Raw genomic sequence first — 17,285 nt, forward strand, 5'->3', positions numbered from 1 at the left:
GTTAGGGCTTAACGGCTTTGGGGCCGCTAAACAGAAAGTGAGTAAAATTGCTACGGCGAACTAAAGCCAAGACAAGTAAGCTAGCCAGTAATATCCAGCCACCACTACCACCTCCACTATTGGGGTTTTGTGGCTCAGAAACCGACCGCACAAAAAGGCTAATTGGCTGGGTTTGGCTTACGGTATCATTGGCTAGATGGGTCATTGTTACGCCGATGGAATAATCGCCATCGAGCATAGAACTTGGGTCGAAGGTCACCTGCTGAATGCTTTCTTCGGGATGAGGCAAATCAACGATGATTGGATCAGGAAGTTCAGAAACATCCCACTCAACAACATAATCCGAATATTCACCCTCAAATTCAAAAGAGGCGCTCACCTGCACCTCTCCTGATAAAGGCTGAACCTCATTAATTAACCGGCCAGCTTGGGTCATCTCGATATTAATTACGGGAGTCGTTATTGGAGACTGCTCACCTGCAATAGGCGCCGATTCGTCACAGTAAGCAGCGTCACTGGTATCACTTGGCTGGCAATGGGCAATGTAATCTACTTCCATGGTGGCTAGCTCTAGGTTTGGATCAATAGCTCCACCGAGATTGCCCCCCATAGCAACGTTTAACAAAACAAACATCGGCTCTTTGTACTGAGCACAATTGCTTACATCGTTGCTGTTAACTAAAGTATCATTTACATAAAAATCAATTTTATCTTCCGTCCACTCTACCGCATACTTATGCCATTGCATGACATCGGCTGAACCATTTGGGTAGTTGTAGCGATACTCTGCACCGCAATCAGAAGAATTAGGCGCATATTTAATTTGATTATAAAAATTAGTTATGTAGCTATAAGGCTGATTGGAAAACCATTCCCATACATCAATTTCGCCGGCCCCTAAATTGGGCCAATTAATATTGTCGTTATCACCTTTTATCGGTTGCTCTGCAATCCGATTCTCCAGCATCCAGAAAGCTGGCCAAGTACCTGCTTCTAAATTGTGAAACCTAATTCTTGCTTCGATACGCCCATACAAAAACTCTTGTTTGTCTTTAGAGTTTAAACGTCCAGAGGTCCAATATTTTGTCGCACCACCAAGTGTTGAACAACTATTGAACTTTTTACGCGCGATGATTTTTAAGGTTCCTTCAGACACCTCGTAGTTACGCTCATCTGAGTAATCATCCGCGGTATAGCATTGAACTTCATTGTTGTAGTTAGCTTTAGTTTGAGCTGTCCAGTTCGCCCAATCAACTCCACTGCCATCAAACTTATCAATCCATTGAACCTCCCAGCCCGCCTGCGCAGGCACTGACAAACTAAGGCTAAACGAGACAAAAATTAAAGGTTTACTCAAGAGAGACCAAGCATTGGATAACTGAAATAAAGAAGACATCTTCGACATTAGGTCAAAATCCTTATTGCACCGTTGCCTCTAACGCGCTGAGTAGCAGGACTATGCTGGCAACTTCAAATTTACAAAAGGCGACAAAAGCTTGTCGCCTTGAACATAGTAAGCCTTAGCTATTTAGTGACTAAGGCTGGATGGCCAATCACTCAAGCCAAGAAATATTACGTACTTCAATACTGCTCTTAGTTGGCGCACTGCCACCAGATTCAGAATAAACATCAGCAATAGTAAACGGAGACACAATTTGACCGAGGTTTGCCGAACCAAAACTACTAAACTGATTCAAATCTACGGTAATTCTCTGCCACTGGTCAGTTAAGGTGTATTGCCCCTCGTTGAAACGTAGCCAATGATCGCCACCAGTAGACTGATAACCTAACCAAAAGCCAAATTCAGCTAAGGTGCTCTCAGCGCTGTTTACACCGCGAATTTCAAAGGTCATTTGGGTAGAGCTTGACAAGTTAGTTGTTTGCCCAGCAATACCTACACCAGCGCCCCAGCCCCAATTGGCGGCTAATGCTGGATCAGCCACAATGGTTAGAACACCACTAGCATCATCAACGCCCGCCCATGCTGTTATGGGGTTGTCCCAACCATAAGCGGTAGCTCCAGCATACAAAGTACTTCCCAATACTTTAAATTCACCTTCTACCGGTGGAGTTTCAACTGGTGCGTAGGGTGGTGCTAATACATCATCCATAAGTGTTACTTCGTCACCACCATAACTAGCATTAAATGAAGCAACATTACCACGGGTTAAACCTGCACTGTTCAAGGCGTCAACTTTGTCCCATGCGAGATGTTTAACATTGCCGTTAATATCGATTAAGCCAAAGTGTTTTTCTGAATGAGAAGGATTGTTCGGGTCTCCTTTCCAAGGCTCGTCAAATGCTTGGAAAAAGAATAGCGACGCGCCAAAGTTATTACTAAACTCGCGCATGTCATCGTAAAATACCTTCTGCTTGTACTCGTCGGCAGCTTGCGTACCACCAGCGCCAAAATAATCCGTAGACACTGTAGACCAGCCAGTTTCACCAAGATGAATAGGCTTGGTATTGTCGACACTATTTACAAAAACTTGTGCCGCAGCGAATTGATCAATGGTTCTGTCTAGAGCTTTTTCCATGGCCGAATCAATCTGCTCTTTCTTCGGTGCATTTTGTTGGCTCTCTGGCACCTTCCAAGCAGCTGAAAATTCGGGATCATAATAGGTATCATGATGAGCATAAGTATGCAGAGAGACATAGTCCATGGCTGCAATAAGCGCTTTTAAATCTGCTTGATCGCCAGTATTACCATTTGGATCCTGGCCTGCCCATACAGCATGGTTATCCGAACTAGTAATCCAAATATCTGCAGTGCCTTCATCGGCTAGCTTCCATGACTGTAGATCAGTTACATGGTCCAAAATAATTTTTGGTACTACATGGTACTCTGCCCAATCCACCATGGCTTCGTTGCCTACCGCTATAACTTTAACAATATCTGGATAAGCTAAGGCAAGTTCTTTAGCTTTCGCTATTTCTAGCGCATTAGCTGGGTTTTCTTGGTCATGAATAACATCTAGATCTGTCCACGAGTTAAGTGCATCAATCCAAACACCTAACATCACATACATTTCAAAGTTTGAATCTTCTTCTCTTAGCTCTTTAATCGCCTGAAGGAGATTCTCGGTATTGCTTTTTCCATCTAAGCCAATAAACCCTTGGGTATTATAGGTACGTATTACTTTTATACCCATTTCAGCCAAAATCAGCATATCTTCTTTTTGTTGATCAACGCTAGGAACGTTGGCGCCAGACTCTCGAGTGGTTGTACGCCATGCACCATAAGAGATAGCCAAGTAATCTGGGTTGCCTAACAGCATGTCGCCATTATGAGCCGCAGGATAACTAGCCGGTATCGGTTGTGGTGCTAAATCATAAGAAGGGGGTGGAGTAACCGGTGGCGTCTCACCGCCCACAAGAGGCTCGTCAGCACAACCGACCATGGCCAATGTCACTGCCGCCAGCATGCTTGTTTTAAATTTACACATTTTCATTTTCTTTCCTTATTCTTAATGTCTTATGACCAAGCCAGTCACCGACAGCACATTAAGATTTCTCTTCAAAAAACACTTACGCTGAAACAAAAAAGCCTTTTGGGTTAACTCCCAAAAGGCTAGGTTTTTTTACTCTTTTACAGCAATACTAAAGTTGTCGAAATATGCGGTTACTTCACAGCCAACTACCGCGCCACAAACCGAACCAATACTTAACGCAAGTCCCCACTCTGGGTTGTTGCCAATGGTCACATCAAATGAATGATTTACCCAATCTGCTGTTGGTGCGGGTAAAGCAAGAACTTCGGTACCCGACACACCAGCAGAGGCTTCGGTAGTCAAAATACCGTTAATTGCACCGCCGTCCGTCATAGAACCTTTCATATCAAAACTTACGGTAACAACTTGGCTAGCAGTTAATACTCCCTCACCAATACGGTCTTGTTTAATTCGTGCTTCGCCACCAACTCCAGCAAAAGTTTTAACTGCGCCATTTTCAACAGTAACAGTGCCACCGCCAACCTGGAACCAAGGTGTTAGCGCACCGCTCGAGAAGTCACCGTTAGCGACCAAACTATCGTTACTACCACCAGCAACAACCGTTACGGTGCGACTAATAGGCTGAGCTTCGTTGCCATCGCTATCCATTACATTGTAAGTAAGCGTATATACACCTTCGACAGCAGTATCTACCGCTCCTGTAACCACCACGTTAGCGCTAATGTCACCGTCTAGGTTATCGGTTGCATTTACCCCTGGGTCAGTAAAACCATCTCCTACGGTTAGGCGCATAGAAGCTTCACCAACCAGAGTTAATACTGGAGCAACCTCTGAAGGCATAACTTCATCAATGGATACATTATCTAGAGTAATAGTTGTTGCAACCCCAGCGCCTAAAGCAAAGATGAGGTGTCCTGCTTGCGCAGCATTATCGCTTGCGGTAAATAACAGCTCATAAGACGTCATGTCGGTGGTTAAGCTTACTGCTTGGTCATTCATAAATGGTTTAAACCAAGGATCTGCGGTTAGTAACTCACCAGCTTGAATAACAATACTGCGCGCTTGTTCGGCTTTGGCATCAAAACGGATCGCATATTGAGCACCAGGCGTTACACTGATTTGATCTTGTACCATCCTTGGCTGCCAACTAGCGCCACCAGGAACAAAGTTACTGATTACGAGTTCTTCGTTTACGATGGTTAAATCGGCACTTCCCTGATCCATAACCCATTCAGCACCAATGGCAGAAGAAAAGTCGCCATTACGAACAATGCTTACTCCCGGCTCAACCACTTGCACTTGGCGGGTTACTTCGTCCGCTTCATTTCCAGCGTCATCAAGTACGTTGTAGGTAACAACATAATTGCCTGCTGTTGAAGTATCCACAGCCGAATCGTCAACCACGATATTGGCGGTGATATCACCATCAACGTTATCCATTGCTGTTGCGCCAGGATCAACATAGTCGTCACCGACCTCAACAGTGATAGTAGCGGCTCCAACCAAGCTAATAATCGGAGCAATGTTGTCGACAGAGCTAACGTTTACTGTACGTGTTACTTGTTCGGCGGCATTTCCGGCAGCATCCGAAGCGTTGTAAGTAATTACATAGCTACCATCAACAGCTGTATCTACAGTGTCTCCGGCCACAATAACGGTAATATCAGTGTCAACGTTATCTGTTACGTTATAGCCTGGGTCAACAAAAGCGGTGCCGTTTGTGAGGTTTATAACAGCATCACCCAATAAGCTAATAACGGGAGCCTCTGTATCGTCCACTGGATCTGAATTTGCGTATATAGCCACGTTGTCGACAACGTAAACTAGGCCACCTGCAGTTTGCCAGTTAGGATACATCATCATTAAATCAACAATGCTTAAGTCAACTTGCTCAGTGTCTGACCACTCTGGAGGTAATGTTGCTGCGATTTCGGCTAGGGTAAAGCGAAAGTGCTGCCACTCGGTTGAGGGAAGGATTTTGAATGGAACTTCTGCAAAGTTTCCATTTGTATCTTCAAATTTTATTGACCATGGAACCATTTCTGCGCGCGCAGAACTGTCTGCATTAGCAGTAGTTACAATTTTAAGATCAAACTCAAAGGTGCCCGTATCAACGATACCGCTTGCATCGTATGGAGATCCGTCGACCGCATTGTGGCCATCATCGGTTGTTCTAGCCGTAAAGCCTGCAACGGTTTCACCATTGTCGGCAATGGTAAATTGCACTACATCACCATAGTCGGCATCACTAACAATCGTAGCTAAACCAGCGTCAGAGCTGTTATAAATTGCCCATCCTTCGCTTGCAGCATTATCAAAAATGCCTTGTGCTGACCCGTCAATGCCGGGATCCGCTGGTTCTGGCGGTATAACCACCGGCGGAGGGGTAACTGGAGATTCAGTCTCTACTGTATCTCCACACCCGGATAACGCCAAAGCGAGAGCAGCAACTAAGGCTGCATTGGTTAGTTTGAATTTGCTATTTGTCACTGTCATTCCATGTGTCCTTGATAGTTATTAACATCATGTTTTAACTAAAAAACGGATTATTTTGCCTTTCATAAAAAAGAAAGCGCTTACTTTTTATTGCTAAAAAAATGACTTTTCAGCCAATGTTTTTGTCCATGAATTTGTTTAGAGCGCAATGCTACATCGCCATTACAGCTATAAATTAACAACAGCCATTCAAATCTGTACAGCGTTACCGCAAGGCTTAAATCAAAATATAGAGGCTCATCACGAAAAGTAAGCGTTTTCAAAATATTTACTAATACAAATACCTTGAAAAGGATATCAAGACCACTCCACACAAGTCAGATGGCAACAGTAATGATAAAAACAAGCCTAAAACCACCCATAAACAGGTAAAAAACAAGCTAAGTGTGACCTAAGTAGAAAAACAATCGCCTTTAGATTGCCTGTATCTCTATTCTCAAATAGAGTGCACCAAAAGAAAGCGCTTTCTTTTTGATTTTTAAGACTTACAGTAAGGGCCTTAAGCATTAATAGGAAAGCGTACCTAGCGAGAGTGCCGATAAAAAAGGATTATCTAATGCAGAGTAAAACGGTTTTATCTTCAATTATTTGCGGTTTAATGTTGTCATCAGGAAGCGCAATAGCCAACGACATAAAACAAGGCGGAACCCTGACCGTACCGATCATTGGTACTGGTTTTGTAGAAAACTACAACCCTTATACTTCTAAAGACTTATTACACGGTGTGATGTTTGAACCATTAATGGTTTTCAACAATATGACCGGTAAAACTGAATGGCGCCTGGCTAAATCAGCTGAATATTCCGACGATCTTAAAACCATTAAGCTCACCCTTCGTGATGGTTTAACGTGGTCAGATGGCAGCCCTCTAACTGCTAAAGATGTAGCTTATAGCTTCACCATGACCAAAGAAAATGGTGCATTTGATCAACGTGGTATTTGGACAGACGGCAACCTAATTAGCATTGAAGCAACAAATGACACAACGGTAGAGTTCAAATTAAACCAAGCCGACTCAACCTTTATCTGGAACCTAGAAAAATACCACATCATTCCAGAAAAGGTATGGAGCAAGGTAAGTGACTTAACCACTTTCACTAACCCTAACCCGATTGGTAGCGGTCCAATGACCGAGGTGAAATATGTAAAAACCCAGCAAATGGAGTTGTGCCGCAACCCTAACTACTACCTAGAAGGTTTGCCTCACCTAGATTGTATTACCTACCGCTCTTACAACGACAACTCGCAAATTCAACCGGCCTTGATGAAAGGCGAAATTGATTGGGGTTCAAACTTTATTGCTGACATCGACAATACCTTTGTTGCAGCAAGCCCAGAAAATCACCACTACTGGTACCCGGCAAACGACGCCATTCACTTATACGTAAATACCAAGGAAGCGCCTTTTAGCGATTTAGAATTGCGTAAAGCCTTATCAATGGCTTTAGACCGCGAAGCGATAGTAGATATTGCAGCCTACGGCTACCCAACAGTTAACTTTAACGTTGGTGGTATTGGAGAGCTTTACAGCACCTACATTGATGCTGACGTAACAGCCAAATATAAGGACTTAACCACCTATAACCCAGATAAAGCTAATCAAATGTTAGATGCGGCTGGCTATGTAGATAAAAATGGCGATGGCTTCCGCCAAACCAAAGACGGTAAGCGCATCGAATTTGATATTGAAGTGGTAAATGGCTGGACCGATTGGATCCAAGTAGTACAAATGGTCACCGAATACTTCGAGGAAGTAGGCATTAAAGCCAATGTAAAAACCGTTGATTGGGCTGTCTATGACTCGTCATTAAAAGACAGCAAATACAAGATGTCGATTAACTGGTCGCTAGTAGCTACCCACCCTATTTTGGCTTACCAAGACTACTACTCAAGTTCGCGCATAGGTAAAACATGGCATGGCGGTCATGGTGTTCACTCACCAGAAATTGATGCCCTAATTGAAGGTTTTGGTAAAACTAACGACACCGCAGAACAAGCTGAAATTATTAAACAGCTACAAGTATTTACCGCTGAAAACCTACCTTTTATTCCGCTATTTTCTAACCCAACTTGGTTCCAATACAACAGCTCTAAAATTGTTGGTTGGCCAAACGCAGAAAACCCATATGTACAGCCAGTATGGTACGACGGTGGTAAACGAGTGTTAATCATTAACAATCTTCACCTTAAGTAACACAACTGAAGAGAGCCACACGGTGGCTCTCTTACTTTGGAAAATATTATGAGTTTTTTATTACGCCGACTGGGCTTTTACTTTACAGCCTTCCTGATCGCCATCTCCTTTAACTTTTTGTTACCCCGGTTAATGCCTGGCGATCCAGTTGACGCATTATTTGCAGCAGCTCAAGGCAGAATGGATCCCGCGCAAATGGACGCGGTAAGAGAAATGTATGGGTTTATGGATGGCTCGGTTTTTGAGCAATACATTGCCTACATTAAAAGTGTATTTACCTTGGATTTAGGTCCTTCAGTATTAATGTTCCCGGTGGGAGTGACTGAAGTGATAGGTATGGCCCTGCCATGGACCATGTTCCTAGCTCTAGGTTCACTGATTGTAGCGCTAATTATTGGGGTATCAATTGGCACCTACGCTTCTTATCGTCGTGAAGGTTTCTTTGGTCAGGTATTCCCGCCAGTACTCGCCTTTATTAGTAATTTCCCGTACATCGTAACCGCATTATTGCTGTTCTACTTTTTTGGTTTGCAGTTAGAACTGCTACCGCTGGCTTATACCTACGACCCTACTCTAGACCCTGCCTTTAGTTGGGAGTTTATCGGTAGCGTACTAAAACACGCCATATTACCCATGGGCTCGATGGTAGTGGTGGGCATTGCCACCTGGGTATTTAACATGCGTAACGCCATGATTAATGTGCTGGGGGAGGACTATGTGACAATGGCCGAAGCCAAAGGCCTATCGAGCTTTCGGGTAATGTATCGCTACGCTGGGCGTAACGCGATCTTACCGGTAGCTACCGCTATTGCCATGGCCATTGGTTTCTCATTTGCCGGCTCAATCATGACCGAAGTGGTATTTAACTACCAAGGCTTAGGCAACATCTTGCTTAAAGGCATTGTGGCACGAGACTACCCACTTATTCAGGCTATTTTGCTCATTCTTGTTACTGCGGTACTTACTGCTAACTTCATTGCCGACCTGTTGTATGTCTGGCTTGATCCCCGTATTTCGAAGTAGGTTTTACTATGGAACATCATCACAACTCAGCTAAGTGGCGCCAAATATTAGCCAAATGTTTAGCCTTTTTTCATGGTAATCCACCGGCAATTATTGGCGGATTACTAGCCACCATTATTTTGTGCGGTGCGTTATTTGCCCCCGTATTTGCTACGCATGACCCGCAAAAGCGGGTATCAAGACCCCACCAAGCACCTAGCGCCGAATATATTATGGGCACCACCCGTAATGGTCGCGACGTATTTAGCCAAGTGCTTTATGGCGCGCGCAAGTCACTCACTGTTGCCATCACTGCCGGAATTATTGCCATGAGCATTGCGGTAGCCGTTGGCGTTAGTTCTGGTTACTTTGGTGGCAAAATTGATGAATGGTTAAACTTCATCACCAACGTATTTTTGGTTTTTCCGCAACTGCCGCTATTGATTGTATTAGCCGCCTTTCTTGGGCAAGTGGGCTCCTTAGTGATAACCGTGCTGCTGGGGGTCACCTCCTGGCCATGGGGCGCTAGGGTTATCAGAGCCCAAACCATGGCAATACGAAACAAAGAGTTCATCATCTCGGCCGAGGTAATGGGCGAGTCCAAGCTGCGCATCATCTTAGTAGAAATTCTTCCTAACTTAGTTTCTATCGTATTTGGTGGCTTTTTGGGTACCGTCATTTACGCCATGGGTTCTGAAGCAGGCTTAGGCATATTAGGTTTAGGCGACGCCACCGAAGTTAGCTGGGGCTCCATGCTCTACTGGGCGCAGGTTTCTTCTTCTCTCTACACCGGCGCATGGTGGGAGATGTTAGTACCGGCTTTAGCACTGGCCTTTACCGGCGGCGCACTAGCGCTAATTAACATGTCGATTGACCAAGTAAGTAATCCAAAACTTAAAACTGGTCCGCACCTAAAAGTATGGAAAAAACTGCAAAAAGCAGCCAATCAACGTCGAGGTTTAGCATGAGCCAAGCATTATTAGAGATTAACAACCTAAGTGTTGATTATGTTTCACCCAATGGCATTGCTCGCGCGGTAAACAATGTAAGCCTAAGCATTGCCCCAGGCGAAACCCTTGGCCTAGCTGGCGAATCAGGTTGTGGTAAAAGCACCTTGGCCTTCGCCATCTCGCGTTTGCATAAAGCACCCGCGCTGATCCCTGAAGGAGAGATCCTTTACAAAGGCCAAGACGTGCTGAAAATGAACGACAAACAGCTACGGGCTTTTCGCTGGAACGACACCTCGGTGGTATTCCAAAGTGCCATGAACTCACTTAACCCGGTTATCACCATTGGTGAACAGCTAACCGATGTTATTTTAGCTCACAAGCAAGTAAGCCTTAAACAGGCCAACGAAAAAGCCGCGGAGTTGCTATCGGTAGTGGGCATTCATGGCGATCGCTTAAAAAGCTTTCCGCATCAATTAAGTGGTGGCATGCGCCAACGGGTGGTTATCGCTATCGCCTTAGCGCTAGAACCAAAGTTAATCATTATGGATGAACCAACCACGGCTCTAGACGTAGTGGTAGAGCGAGAGATCCTTAATGAGCTTTACGACTTAAAAGAAAAGTTTGGCTTCTCGATTTTATTCATTAGCCATGACTTAAGCTTAATGGGCGAAATTGCCGACCGCATTGGTGTGATGTACGCCGGTAACTTAATTGAAATTGGCGACGCTAAAACGGTATTTAACCAACCTAGCCACCCTTACACCAAAGGGTTGGTATCGTCGTTCCCTACCATTCATGGGCCAAAAGAGCGCTTATATGGGATCCCCGGCGACCCAGTAAACCTGCTCAAATTGCCTAGCGGTTGTAACTTCCAGACCCGCTGTAACGATTGTGTAGAGAACTGTAAAAGCGATGAACCTATTTTGCGCGCACAAGCTAACGGTGTTCATGCTGCTTGTCATATTTTGGAGGTTCAAAAATGAGCGTAGTAAGCGAAAATCAAACCGTACTTGCGGTAGAAAACTTAATTAAAGACTTTCCGATTGGTTTATCGTCTAACCCAAATAACCTAATGCGGGCAGTTAACGATGTATCTTTTGAGCTTAAAAAGGGCCAAGCCTTAGCCATTGTTGGTGAGTCTGGTTCCGGCAAAAGTACCGGTGCTCGAGTGCTAACACGCATCTATGAGAAAAATGGCGGAGACATCCTTTTTAAAGGCCTGCCTTTGGATGAGTATGTAAAACAACATGGTTCGCTAGAATATGCTCGCCAAGTGCAAATGATCTTCCAAGACCCCTTCGGCTCACTTAACCCAGTGCATTCAATCTACCACCACATTGCTCGCCCCTTGCAGATCCACAAGCGCGCCAGCAAAAAAGAACTGCGCAACAAAGTTTACGAGTTGCTGGATTTAGTTGGTCTTTCGCCAGTGGTAGAAACCGCCGAGAAATACCCACATGAGCTAAGTGGTGGTCAACGCCAACGGGTTGCTATAGCCCGCGCACTGGCGGTTGACCCAGAAGTCATCTTAGCTGATGAGCCGATTTCGATGTTAGACGTATCGGTACGCTTGGGCATTTTGAACCTTATGGCCGATTTAAAAGACAAACGTGGCATCAGTTTCATGTACATCACTCATGATATTGCTACCGCGCGCTACTTTGCAGAAAAGACTGCTGTTATGTACGTAGGCCACATGGTGGAATGGGGTAACAGTGACAAAGTAACCCAAACGCCCCAGCACCCTTACACCAAACTATTACTGTCGGCGGTGCCAGAGGCAAGCAAAAGTGGTCGTCGTGAACTAGGCGCCAAAAAAGGAGACATTCCTATGTGGCACCCTAACTCAGTGGGTTGTCCTTTTGCAGCACGTTGTCCAAATGCCCTGGACAAGTGTAATCAGGCATTCCCAGAAGTGACTCAAATTGCCGACGATCACTTCATACGTTGTTTTAACGTTTAATAAGATTTTTTTTGCGCTGCAAAGTAAGCGCTTACACGGACTTTAAGCTAATGAAAGAAGAGAATATGGACACATTAACAAAAGACATCACCGGAAAGTTTGTCTTCATTGATGGTGACAAATACTACCAAATTAAAAACGTTGATCAGATGGCTCCATTTTTTATCAGTGTGGTTTCAGCCAGCGACCATTGGTTGTTCATCTCATCAACCGGTTGTTTATCAGCAGGGCGCATTCGCCCTGAGAATGCTTTGTTTCCCTATAAATCAGTAGATTACATACATGAGAATGCTGAAAATACCGGCAGTAAAACCATTGTAAAAGTGACTAGCGAAGCCGGTATCCAACAGTGGGAACCCTTCAACCAACACCACGATAGCTTGTACCAACTGCGCCGCAATATTTATAAAAATATTGCAGGTGACAAAATCATCTTTGAAGAACTCAACTTTGATTTAGGTTTAAGCTTTAAGTACCAATGGAGCAGCAGCGAAAAGTTTGGTTTTGTTCGTCAAGCAACACTCACCAACACCACCCATAAAACGCGTGAAATAGAGCTAGTGGATGGTATTCAAAACTTATTACCATCGAATACGCCGTTCTCAATTATGCAAGGCAGTAGTGCCCTGCTGGACGCCTACAAATGGAATGAGCGCGAAGCTAACTCGAGCTTAGCCACCTACAGCTTATACGCTAAATTAAGCGACCGCGCCGAGCCTGCAGAATCCCTGTTAGCCACTAGCGTATTTTCGCTGGCGGAAAACTGCCAATCTATTCTGTTGTCTAGCCAACAGTTAGCGGCATTTCGCCGTGGCAGCTCAGTAGAAGACGAGCAACTAACACGAGGAGTAAGAGGCTCTTATTTCGTTCATAGGAAACTAACTCTTGCCGCCGCAGCTCAAGATAGCTGGAGCATTGTCGCCGATGTTGACCAATCACACGCCCAGTTAGCAGAGTTACAGCAGCAAATCAGCAAGCCGCAACAACTAGAGCAAGCGGTTATGGCGTCGGTTGAGCAAAACCACCAAGAGCTGCTTAAGCTTATGGCGGGCAGCGACGCTTACCAAAAAACCGCAGAAGATGAGACCAGCGTACACCACTATGCCAACGTTTTATTTAACAACATGCGCGGCGGCGTAGTCGTTGACCAGTACTGGGTAGAAAGTGCTGATTTTGTGAAAACCCTAAAAAACGCCAACACCCAAGTTGCACTAGACCAAGCAAGCTTCTTAAATAGCTTACCGGCCAAAATTAATTACGACGAGCTACTGTCGTTAGCAGCTCAACAAAATAGCCCGCAATTATTACGTTTGTGCCACGAGTATTTACCGCTTACTTTTGGCCGTCGCCACGGCGACCCAAGCCGCCCTTGGAACCATTTCGAGATAAAGCTAAAAGATAATCAAGGCAATCGTTTACTGTCTTACCAAGGTAACTGGCGTGACATTTTCCAAAACTGGGAAGCACTAGGTGTAAGTTACCCAAGTTTTATTAAGAGCTTTATTGCCAAGTTTGTGAATGCCTCTACCATTGACGGCTACAACCCTTACCGCATCACTAAAGCCGGGGTTGATTGGGAGCTATTGGAATCTGACGATCCATGGAGCAACATTGGTTACTGGGGCGATCACCAAATCATCTATTTGCTTAAGTTCTTGGAGCAGTCAGACAAGTACCAACCCGCTGAGCTAAAAGCGCTGTTAGATACAGAGATCTTTAGCTACGCCAATGTGCCTTACGAAATTTCTTCAGCAGAAGCCATTTTTGCCGACGCCAAAAACACTGTCGAATTTAACGAAAACAAACAAAAAATTATTGAAAGCCGCCAAAGCGTAATGGGCAGTGATGCTCGCTTATTGCTTGATCAAAACCAAGAAGTCTACTTAGCAAACTTGGCTGAAAAACTATTAGTTCCACTGCTCGCTAAGCTAGGAAACTTAGTACTAGACGGCGGTATTTGGTTAAATACCCAACGCCCAGAATGGAACGATGCCAACAATGCGATTGTAGGTACTGGTTTGTCCATGGTAACCCTTTATTACATGCGCCGTTATGTGGCCTTTATGCAAAAACTATTTGCCGACAACAAGCAATACGCCATGTCTAAAGAGCTCGCCGAATGGTTAAGTGCGAGTAGTAAAATTTTACAAGAGGCTAACCGCCTCGTCGCGACTGCGCCAGTAAGTAACAGCCAACGTAACCAAGTATTACGTGATTTAGCCAAGGCAGCAGCAGATTATCGCAAATATGTTTACCAAAATGGCTTCTCTGGCAAAGTAACTGTAGCTTCAGCAGACATTCAAGCGCTACTTGCTCCAAGTCTTGAGATTATGGACAAGAGTATTGCCAGCAACTACCGTAACGACGGTTTGTACAACGCTTACAACATCATTAACTATAAACAAGATGAAGTGGCTGTAGATTACCTCTACCCAATGCTAGAAGGCCAAGTAGCGGTATTATCTGCCGGTGTACTCACGCCAGACGAAGCGGTTCACTTACTCGATAAGTTATACAACAGCAGCATGTTCCGCGCCGATCAAAATACGTTTATGCTATATCCTGATCGTGAGTTAGCCGGCTTTGCCGATAAAAACCGAATTGTAGCAGCGCGTGTTGCGGCTAACCCTGGACTGCAAATCATGCTTGAGAAAAATGACCCACGTATTGTTGAGCAAGACAATCAAGGTCACTACCATTTTAATGCGGACTTCGAAAATGCTGGCGCTTTAGCCTCAGCCATTGCAGTCGCTAAAGCGGATTACCCAGAAATTGTCGACACGGCATGGCAAGACATCTTTGCCATTTATGAAGAAGTGTTTAACCACCAGGCCTTTACTGGTCGCTCTGGCACAATGTTTGGCTACGAAGGCTTAGGCTCAATTTACTGGCACATGGTGTCAAAACTATTGTTAGCGGTGCAAGAAAACTACTTTGCGGCCTACAATGCTGACCCCCACTCCCTAGCCACTCAACAATTGGCAGAGTACTACTATAAAGTACGCGCTGGCATTGGCTTTAACAAGTCACCAGAGGTGTATGGTGCCTTCCCTACCGACCCTTACTCACATACTCCTAAACAAGCCGGTGCGCAGCAACCAGGCATGACAGGGCAAGTGAAGGAAGAAATTTTAACCCGCTTCGGCGAGTTGGGCGTTTTGGTAGAACAGGGCAAAATTAGCATTAAACCTTCTCTACTTAAAAGCAGTGAGTTCTTAAATACTGCCGATGAATACCAATATATTGACCCACAGGGCAATACTCAAAAGCTAGCGTTAGAGGCCAAACAATTAGCCTTTACCTATTGCCAAGTGCCGTTTATTTACGCCAGCACAGAGCAAAGCCAAGGCCAGCTAGTGGTGAGTTTTAAAAACGGTGAACAGTGGTCAAGCGAGTCCTTAGAGATGAGTGAGGAGATCAGTAAGCAAATCTTCGAACGTACTGGTGAAATCGCCAAGGTATTTGTGTTGGTGCCAAACCAAATGTTACTCAGTTAAACAAAAGGAAAAGCAGTGAGCAGCCACCTAGTAGAGGTGTCTGATTACAACGCGGCGGGATATTCTCCCGTCGTGGATTTTCAGACCTGGCGAGTCGCCATACTAAACTACATAGATGAGCTCGAAACCGAGCTCATCAACAATTTTCAGTGTCACTTAAAAACCGATGAAGTATTTGTTTTACTTGAAGGAAAGTGCATTTTGTTTTGTGCCGAAACGTCTCAAGGAAAGCTAGGACAGATTGTTGCAACCGATATGCAAGCCGGAAAAATTTACAACATCAAGCAAGGGGTTTACCACACTCATACGCTAAGCCAAGACGCCAAAGTGCTGATTGTAGAAAACCAAGATACTAGCGATAATAACTCACCCAAAATCGCTGTATCGGCTGATATTCAGCAACAGCTTAGTCAATTAAAAGCCCAGCTTTGGGGCAGCTAAGCGCCTATTAATCACTTAGCAGCGAGGCTAAGTGATTACTCCGCATTATCACCTTTTAACTGCTTAACTGAGTTACGAATGATTAACTCTGGAGCCAGTTTCTCAGTTAATGCATGCTCCCGGTCATTAATTAACGCAAGCACACCATGAGCAGCTTCGTAACTTAGCTGTTCGATGGGGAAACTAACCGTAGTTAAGCGAGGGCGTATATGTTGACTGTAAGTGTCGTTATCAAAACCCACTATAGAAATATCTTCACCAATGGTTAGCTTAGCATCACTGCATACGTTATACACAGCTAGAGCAATGTTGTCGTTTTGACAAAAAATAGCGGTAAAGCCTTTATTGCGAGACATTAAACGCTGCACGGTTTCGTGATTACCTTCGTGATCAAAGCGGCCTTCAATCACCAAATTTGCATCATAAGCAATACCGGCCTCGGTTAAAGCGTTGCGGTAGCCCTGTAAACGATCGCGGCTTTCCACCTTACTCATTTGCCCCGTAATACAGGCGATTTTTGTATGACCAGAGTCGATTAAATGCTTAGTCGCTAAGTAGCCACCCAACTCATTATCAATCCAAATACAGCGCCCTGCTAGTTCAGGGATATTGCGATTTAAGATAATCGACGCAGGTGTATCTTCGGCAATTTTAATTAGCTCGTTGTCTGACAATTTGTCTGAATGGATGATTAATCCATCTACCTTTTTCGAAGCCAAAAACTCAATCGAATCGACTTCTTTGGTTTTGGATTCCTGACCACTAGTAACAATAAGATGCAAACGTTCTTCGCGAATAATATTTTCAGTGTTGTGCATTAAGGGGCCAAAATACGGCCCATCTAAACTACCCACCAGCATACCAATACTGTTAGAGCGATTAGACGCTAAAGCCTGAGCGAAAGTATTAGGCTTATAACCGAGTTGCTCTATCGCATTAAACACTTTGATGCGGTTTTTTTCCTTTACCGAAGAGTGACCGTTAATCGCTCTAGATACGGTAGCCTGAGATACTTTAGCTAACTCAGACACTTCCTTTATTGTAATCAACTCATTAACCCTATTATTCGAATACTTGCGTACTAATGCGCATGACGCAATGCTTGTTACTTTTTACTAAATATCGCCACAGCTTGCTAGTAATATGCGCGCAAACGGCGAGATAGTCGACAAAGTAAACGCTAACAAAATCAAGCCGTACATATTTTAAACAAAACACCACAATATCAAAAGTGCCAAGCGGCATCATCCCCTATGTTTACTAGGTTTGTACATTGCTCAAATCAACTAA

11 protein-coding genes are annotated in these 17,285 nt (G+C 44.5%); 7 read left to right on the forward strand and 4 right to left on the reverse strand.

Annotated elements, in window-relative coordinates; all coding sequences use genetic code 11:
• Window position 1: 1 nt before the first annotated feature.
• The 3 genes from K5L93_RS06235 to K5L93_RS06245 form a co-directional block, all read right to left on the reverse strand.
• Complete coding sequence (locus K5L93_RS06235) at window positions 2–1,405, reverse strand: glycoside hydrolase family 16 protein (RefSeq protein ID WP_246615001.1); 1,404 nt, start codon at window positions 1,403–1,405, stop codon at window positions 2–4.
• A gap of 148 nt (window positions 1,406–1,553) precedes the next feature.
• Complete coding sequence (locus tag K5L93_RS06240) at window positions 1,554–3,452, reverse strand: glycoside hydrolase family 17 protein (protein ID WP_220718942.1); 1,899 nt, start codon at window positions 3,450–3,452, stop codon at window positions 1,554–1,556.
• 129 nt (window positions 3,453–3,581) lie between these two features.
• The gene (locus K5L93_RS06245) at window positions 3,582–5,948 is read right to left on the reverse strand and encodes an immunoglobulin-like domain-containing protein (protein ID WP_220718943.1); all 2,367 of its coding nucleotides are present in this window, start codon (window positions 5,946–5,948) and stop codon (window positions 3,582–3,584) included.
• 556 nt (window positions 5,949–6,504) lie between these two features.
• On the opposite strand from K5L93_RS06245, the gene K5L93_RS06250 reads away from it, so the two are divergent.
• From K5L93_RS06250 to K5L93_RS06280, 7 genes are all read left to right on the forward strand, one after another.
• A complete protein-coding gene (locus tag K5L93_RS06250) occupies window positions 6,505–8,142 on the forward strand; it encodes an ABC transporter substrate-binding protein (protein ID WP_220718944.1) in 1,638 nt (545 codons plus the stop codon).
• Window positions 8,143–8,190: 48 nt separating this feature from the next.
• Window positions 8,191–9,165, forward strand: coding sequence for an ABC transporter permease (locus tag K5L93_RS06255; protein WP_016401631.1), 975 nt, complete (start codon window positions 8,191–8,193; stop codon window positions 9,163–9,165).
• 8 nt (window positions 9,166–9,173) lie between these two features.
• Window positions 9,174–10,112 (forward strand): ABC transporter permease, encoded by a 939-nt coding sequence (locus tag K5L93_RS06260; protein WP_220718945.1) that lies wholly within the window; start codon window positions 9,174–9,176, stop codon window positions 10,110–10,112.
• Window positions 10,109–11,077, forward strand: coding sequence for an ABC transporter ATP-binding protein (locus K5L93_RS06265; protein WP_220718946.1), 969 nt, complete (start codon window positions 10,109–10,111; stop codon window positions 11,075–11,077). Before K5L93_RS06260 ends, K5L93_RS06265 begins: the two co-directional genes overlap by 4 nt.
• Window positions 11,074–12,057, forward strand: coding sequence for an ABC transporter ATP-binding protein (locus tag K5L93_RS06270; protein WP_220718947.1), 984 nt, complete (start codon window positions 11,074–11,076; stop codon window positions 12,055–12,057). Before K5L93_RS06265 ends, K5L93_RS06270 begins: the two co-directional genes overlap by 4 nt.
• Window positions 12,058–12,122: 65 nt before the next feature.
• Window positions 12,123–15,554, forward strand: a complete 3,432-nt coding sequence (locus tag K5L93_RS06275; RefSeq protein ID WP_246615002.1) for a 1,3-beta-D-glucan phosphorylase, GH149 family — start codon at window positions 12,123–12,125, stop codon at window positions 15,552–15,554.
• A gap of 15 nt (window positions 15,555–15,569) precedes the next feature.
• On the forward strand, window positions 15,570–15,995 hold the full coding sequence (locus K5L93_RS06280) for a hypothetical protein (protein WP_246615003.1): 426 nt from the start codon (window positions 15,570–15,572) through the stop codon (window positions 15,993–15,995).
• A 35-nt stretch (window positions 15,996–16,030) separates the two neighbouring features.
• Here the strand turns inward: K5L93_RS06280 and K5L93_RS06285 are convergent, their stop codons facing one another.
• Window positions 16,031–17,044 carry a LacI family DNA-binding transcriptional regulator gene (locus tag K5L93_RS06285; protein WP_220718949.1) on the reverse strand — a complete coding sequence of 338 codons (1,014 nt, stop codon included), beginning with the start codon at window positions 17,042–17,044 and terminating at the stop codon, window positions 16,031–16,033.
• Window positions 17,045–17,285: the final 241 nt, after the last annotated feature.

This window comes from Agarivorans litoreus (assembly GCF_019649015.1).
Classification (GTDB): Bacteria; Pseudomonadota; Gammaproteobacteria; order Enterobacterales; family Celerinatantimonadaceae; genus Agarivorans; species Agarivorans litoreus.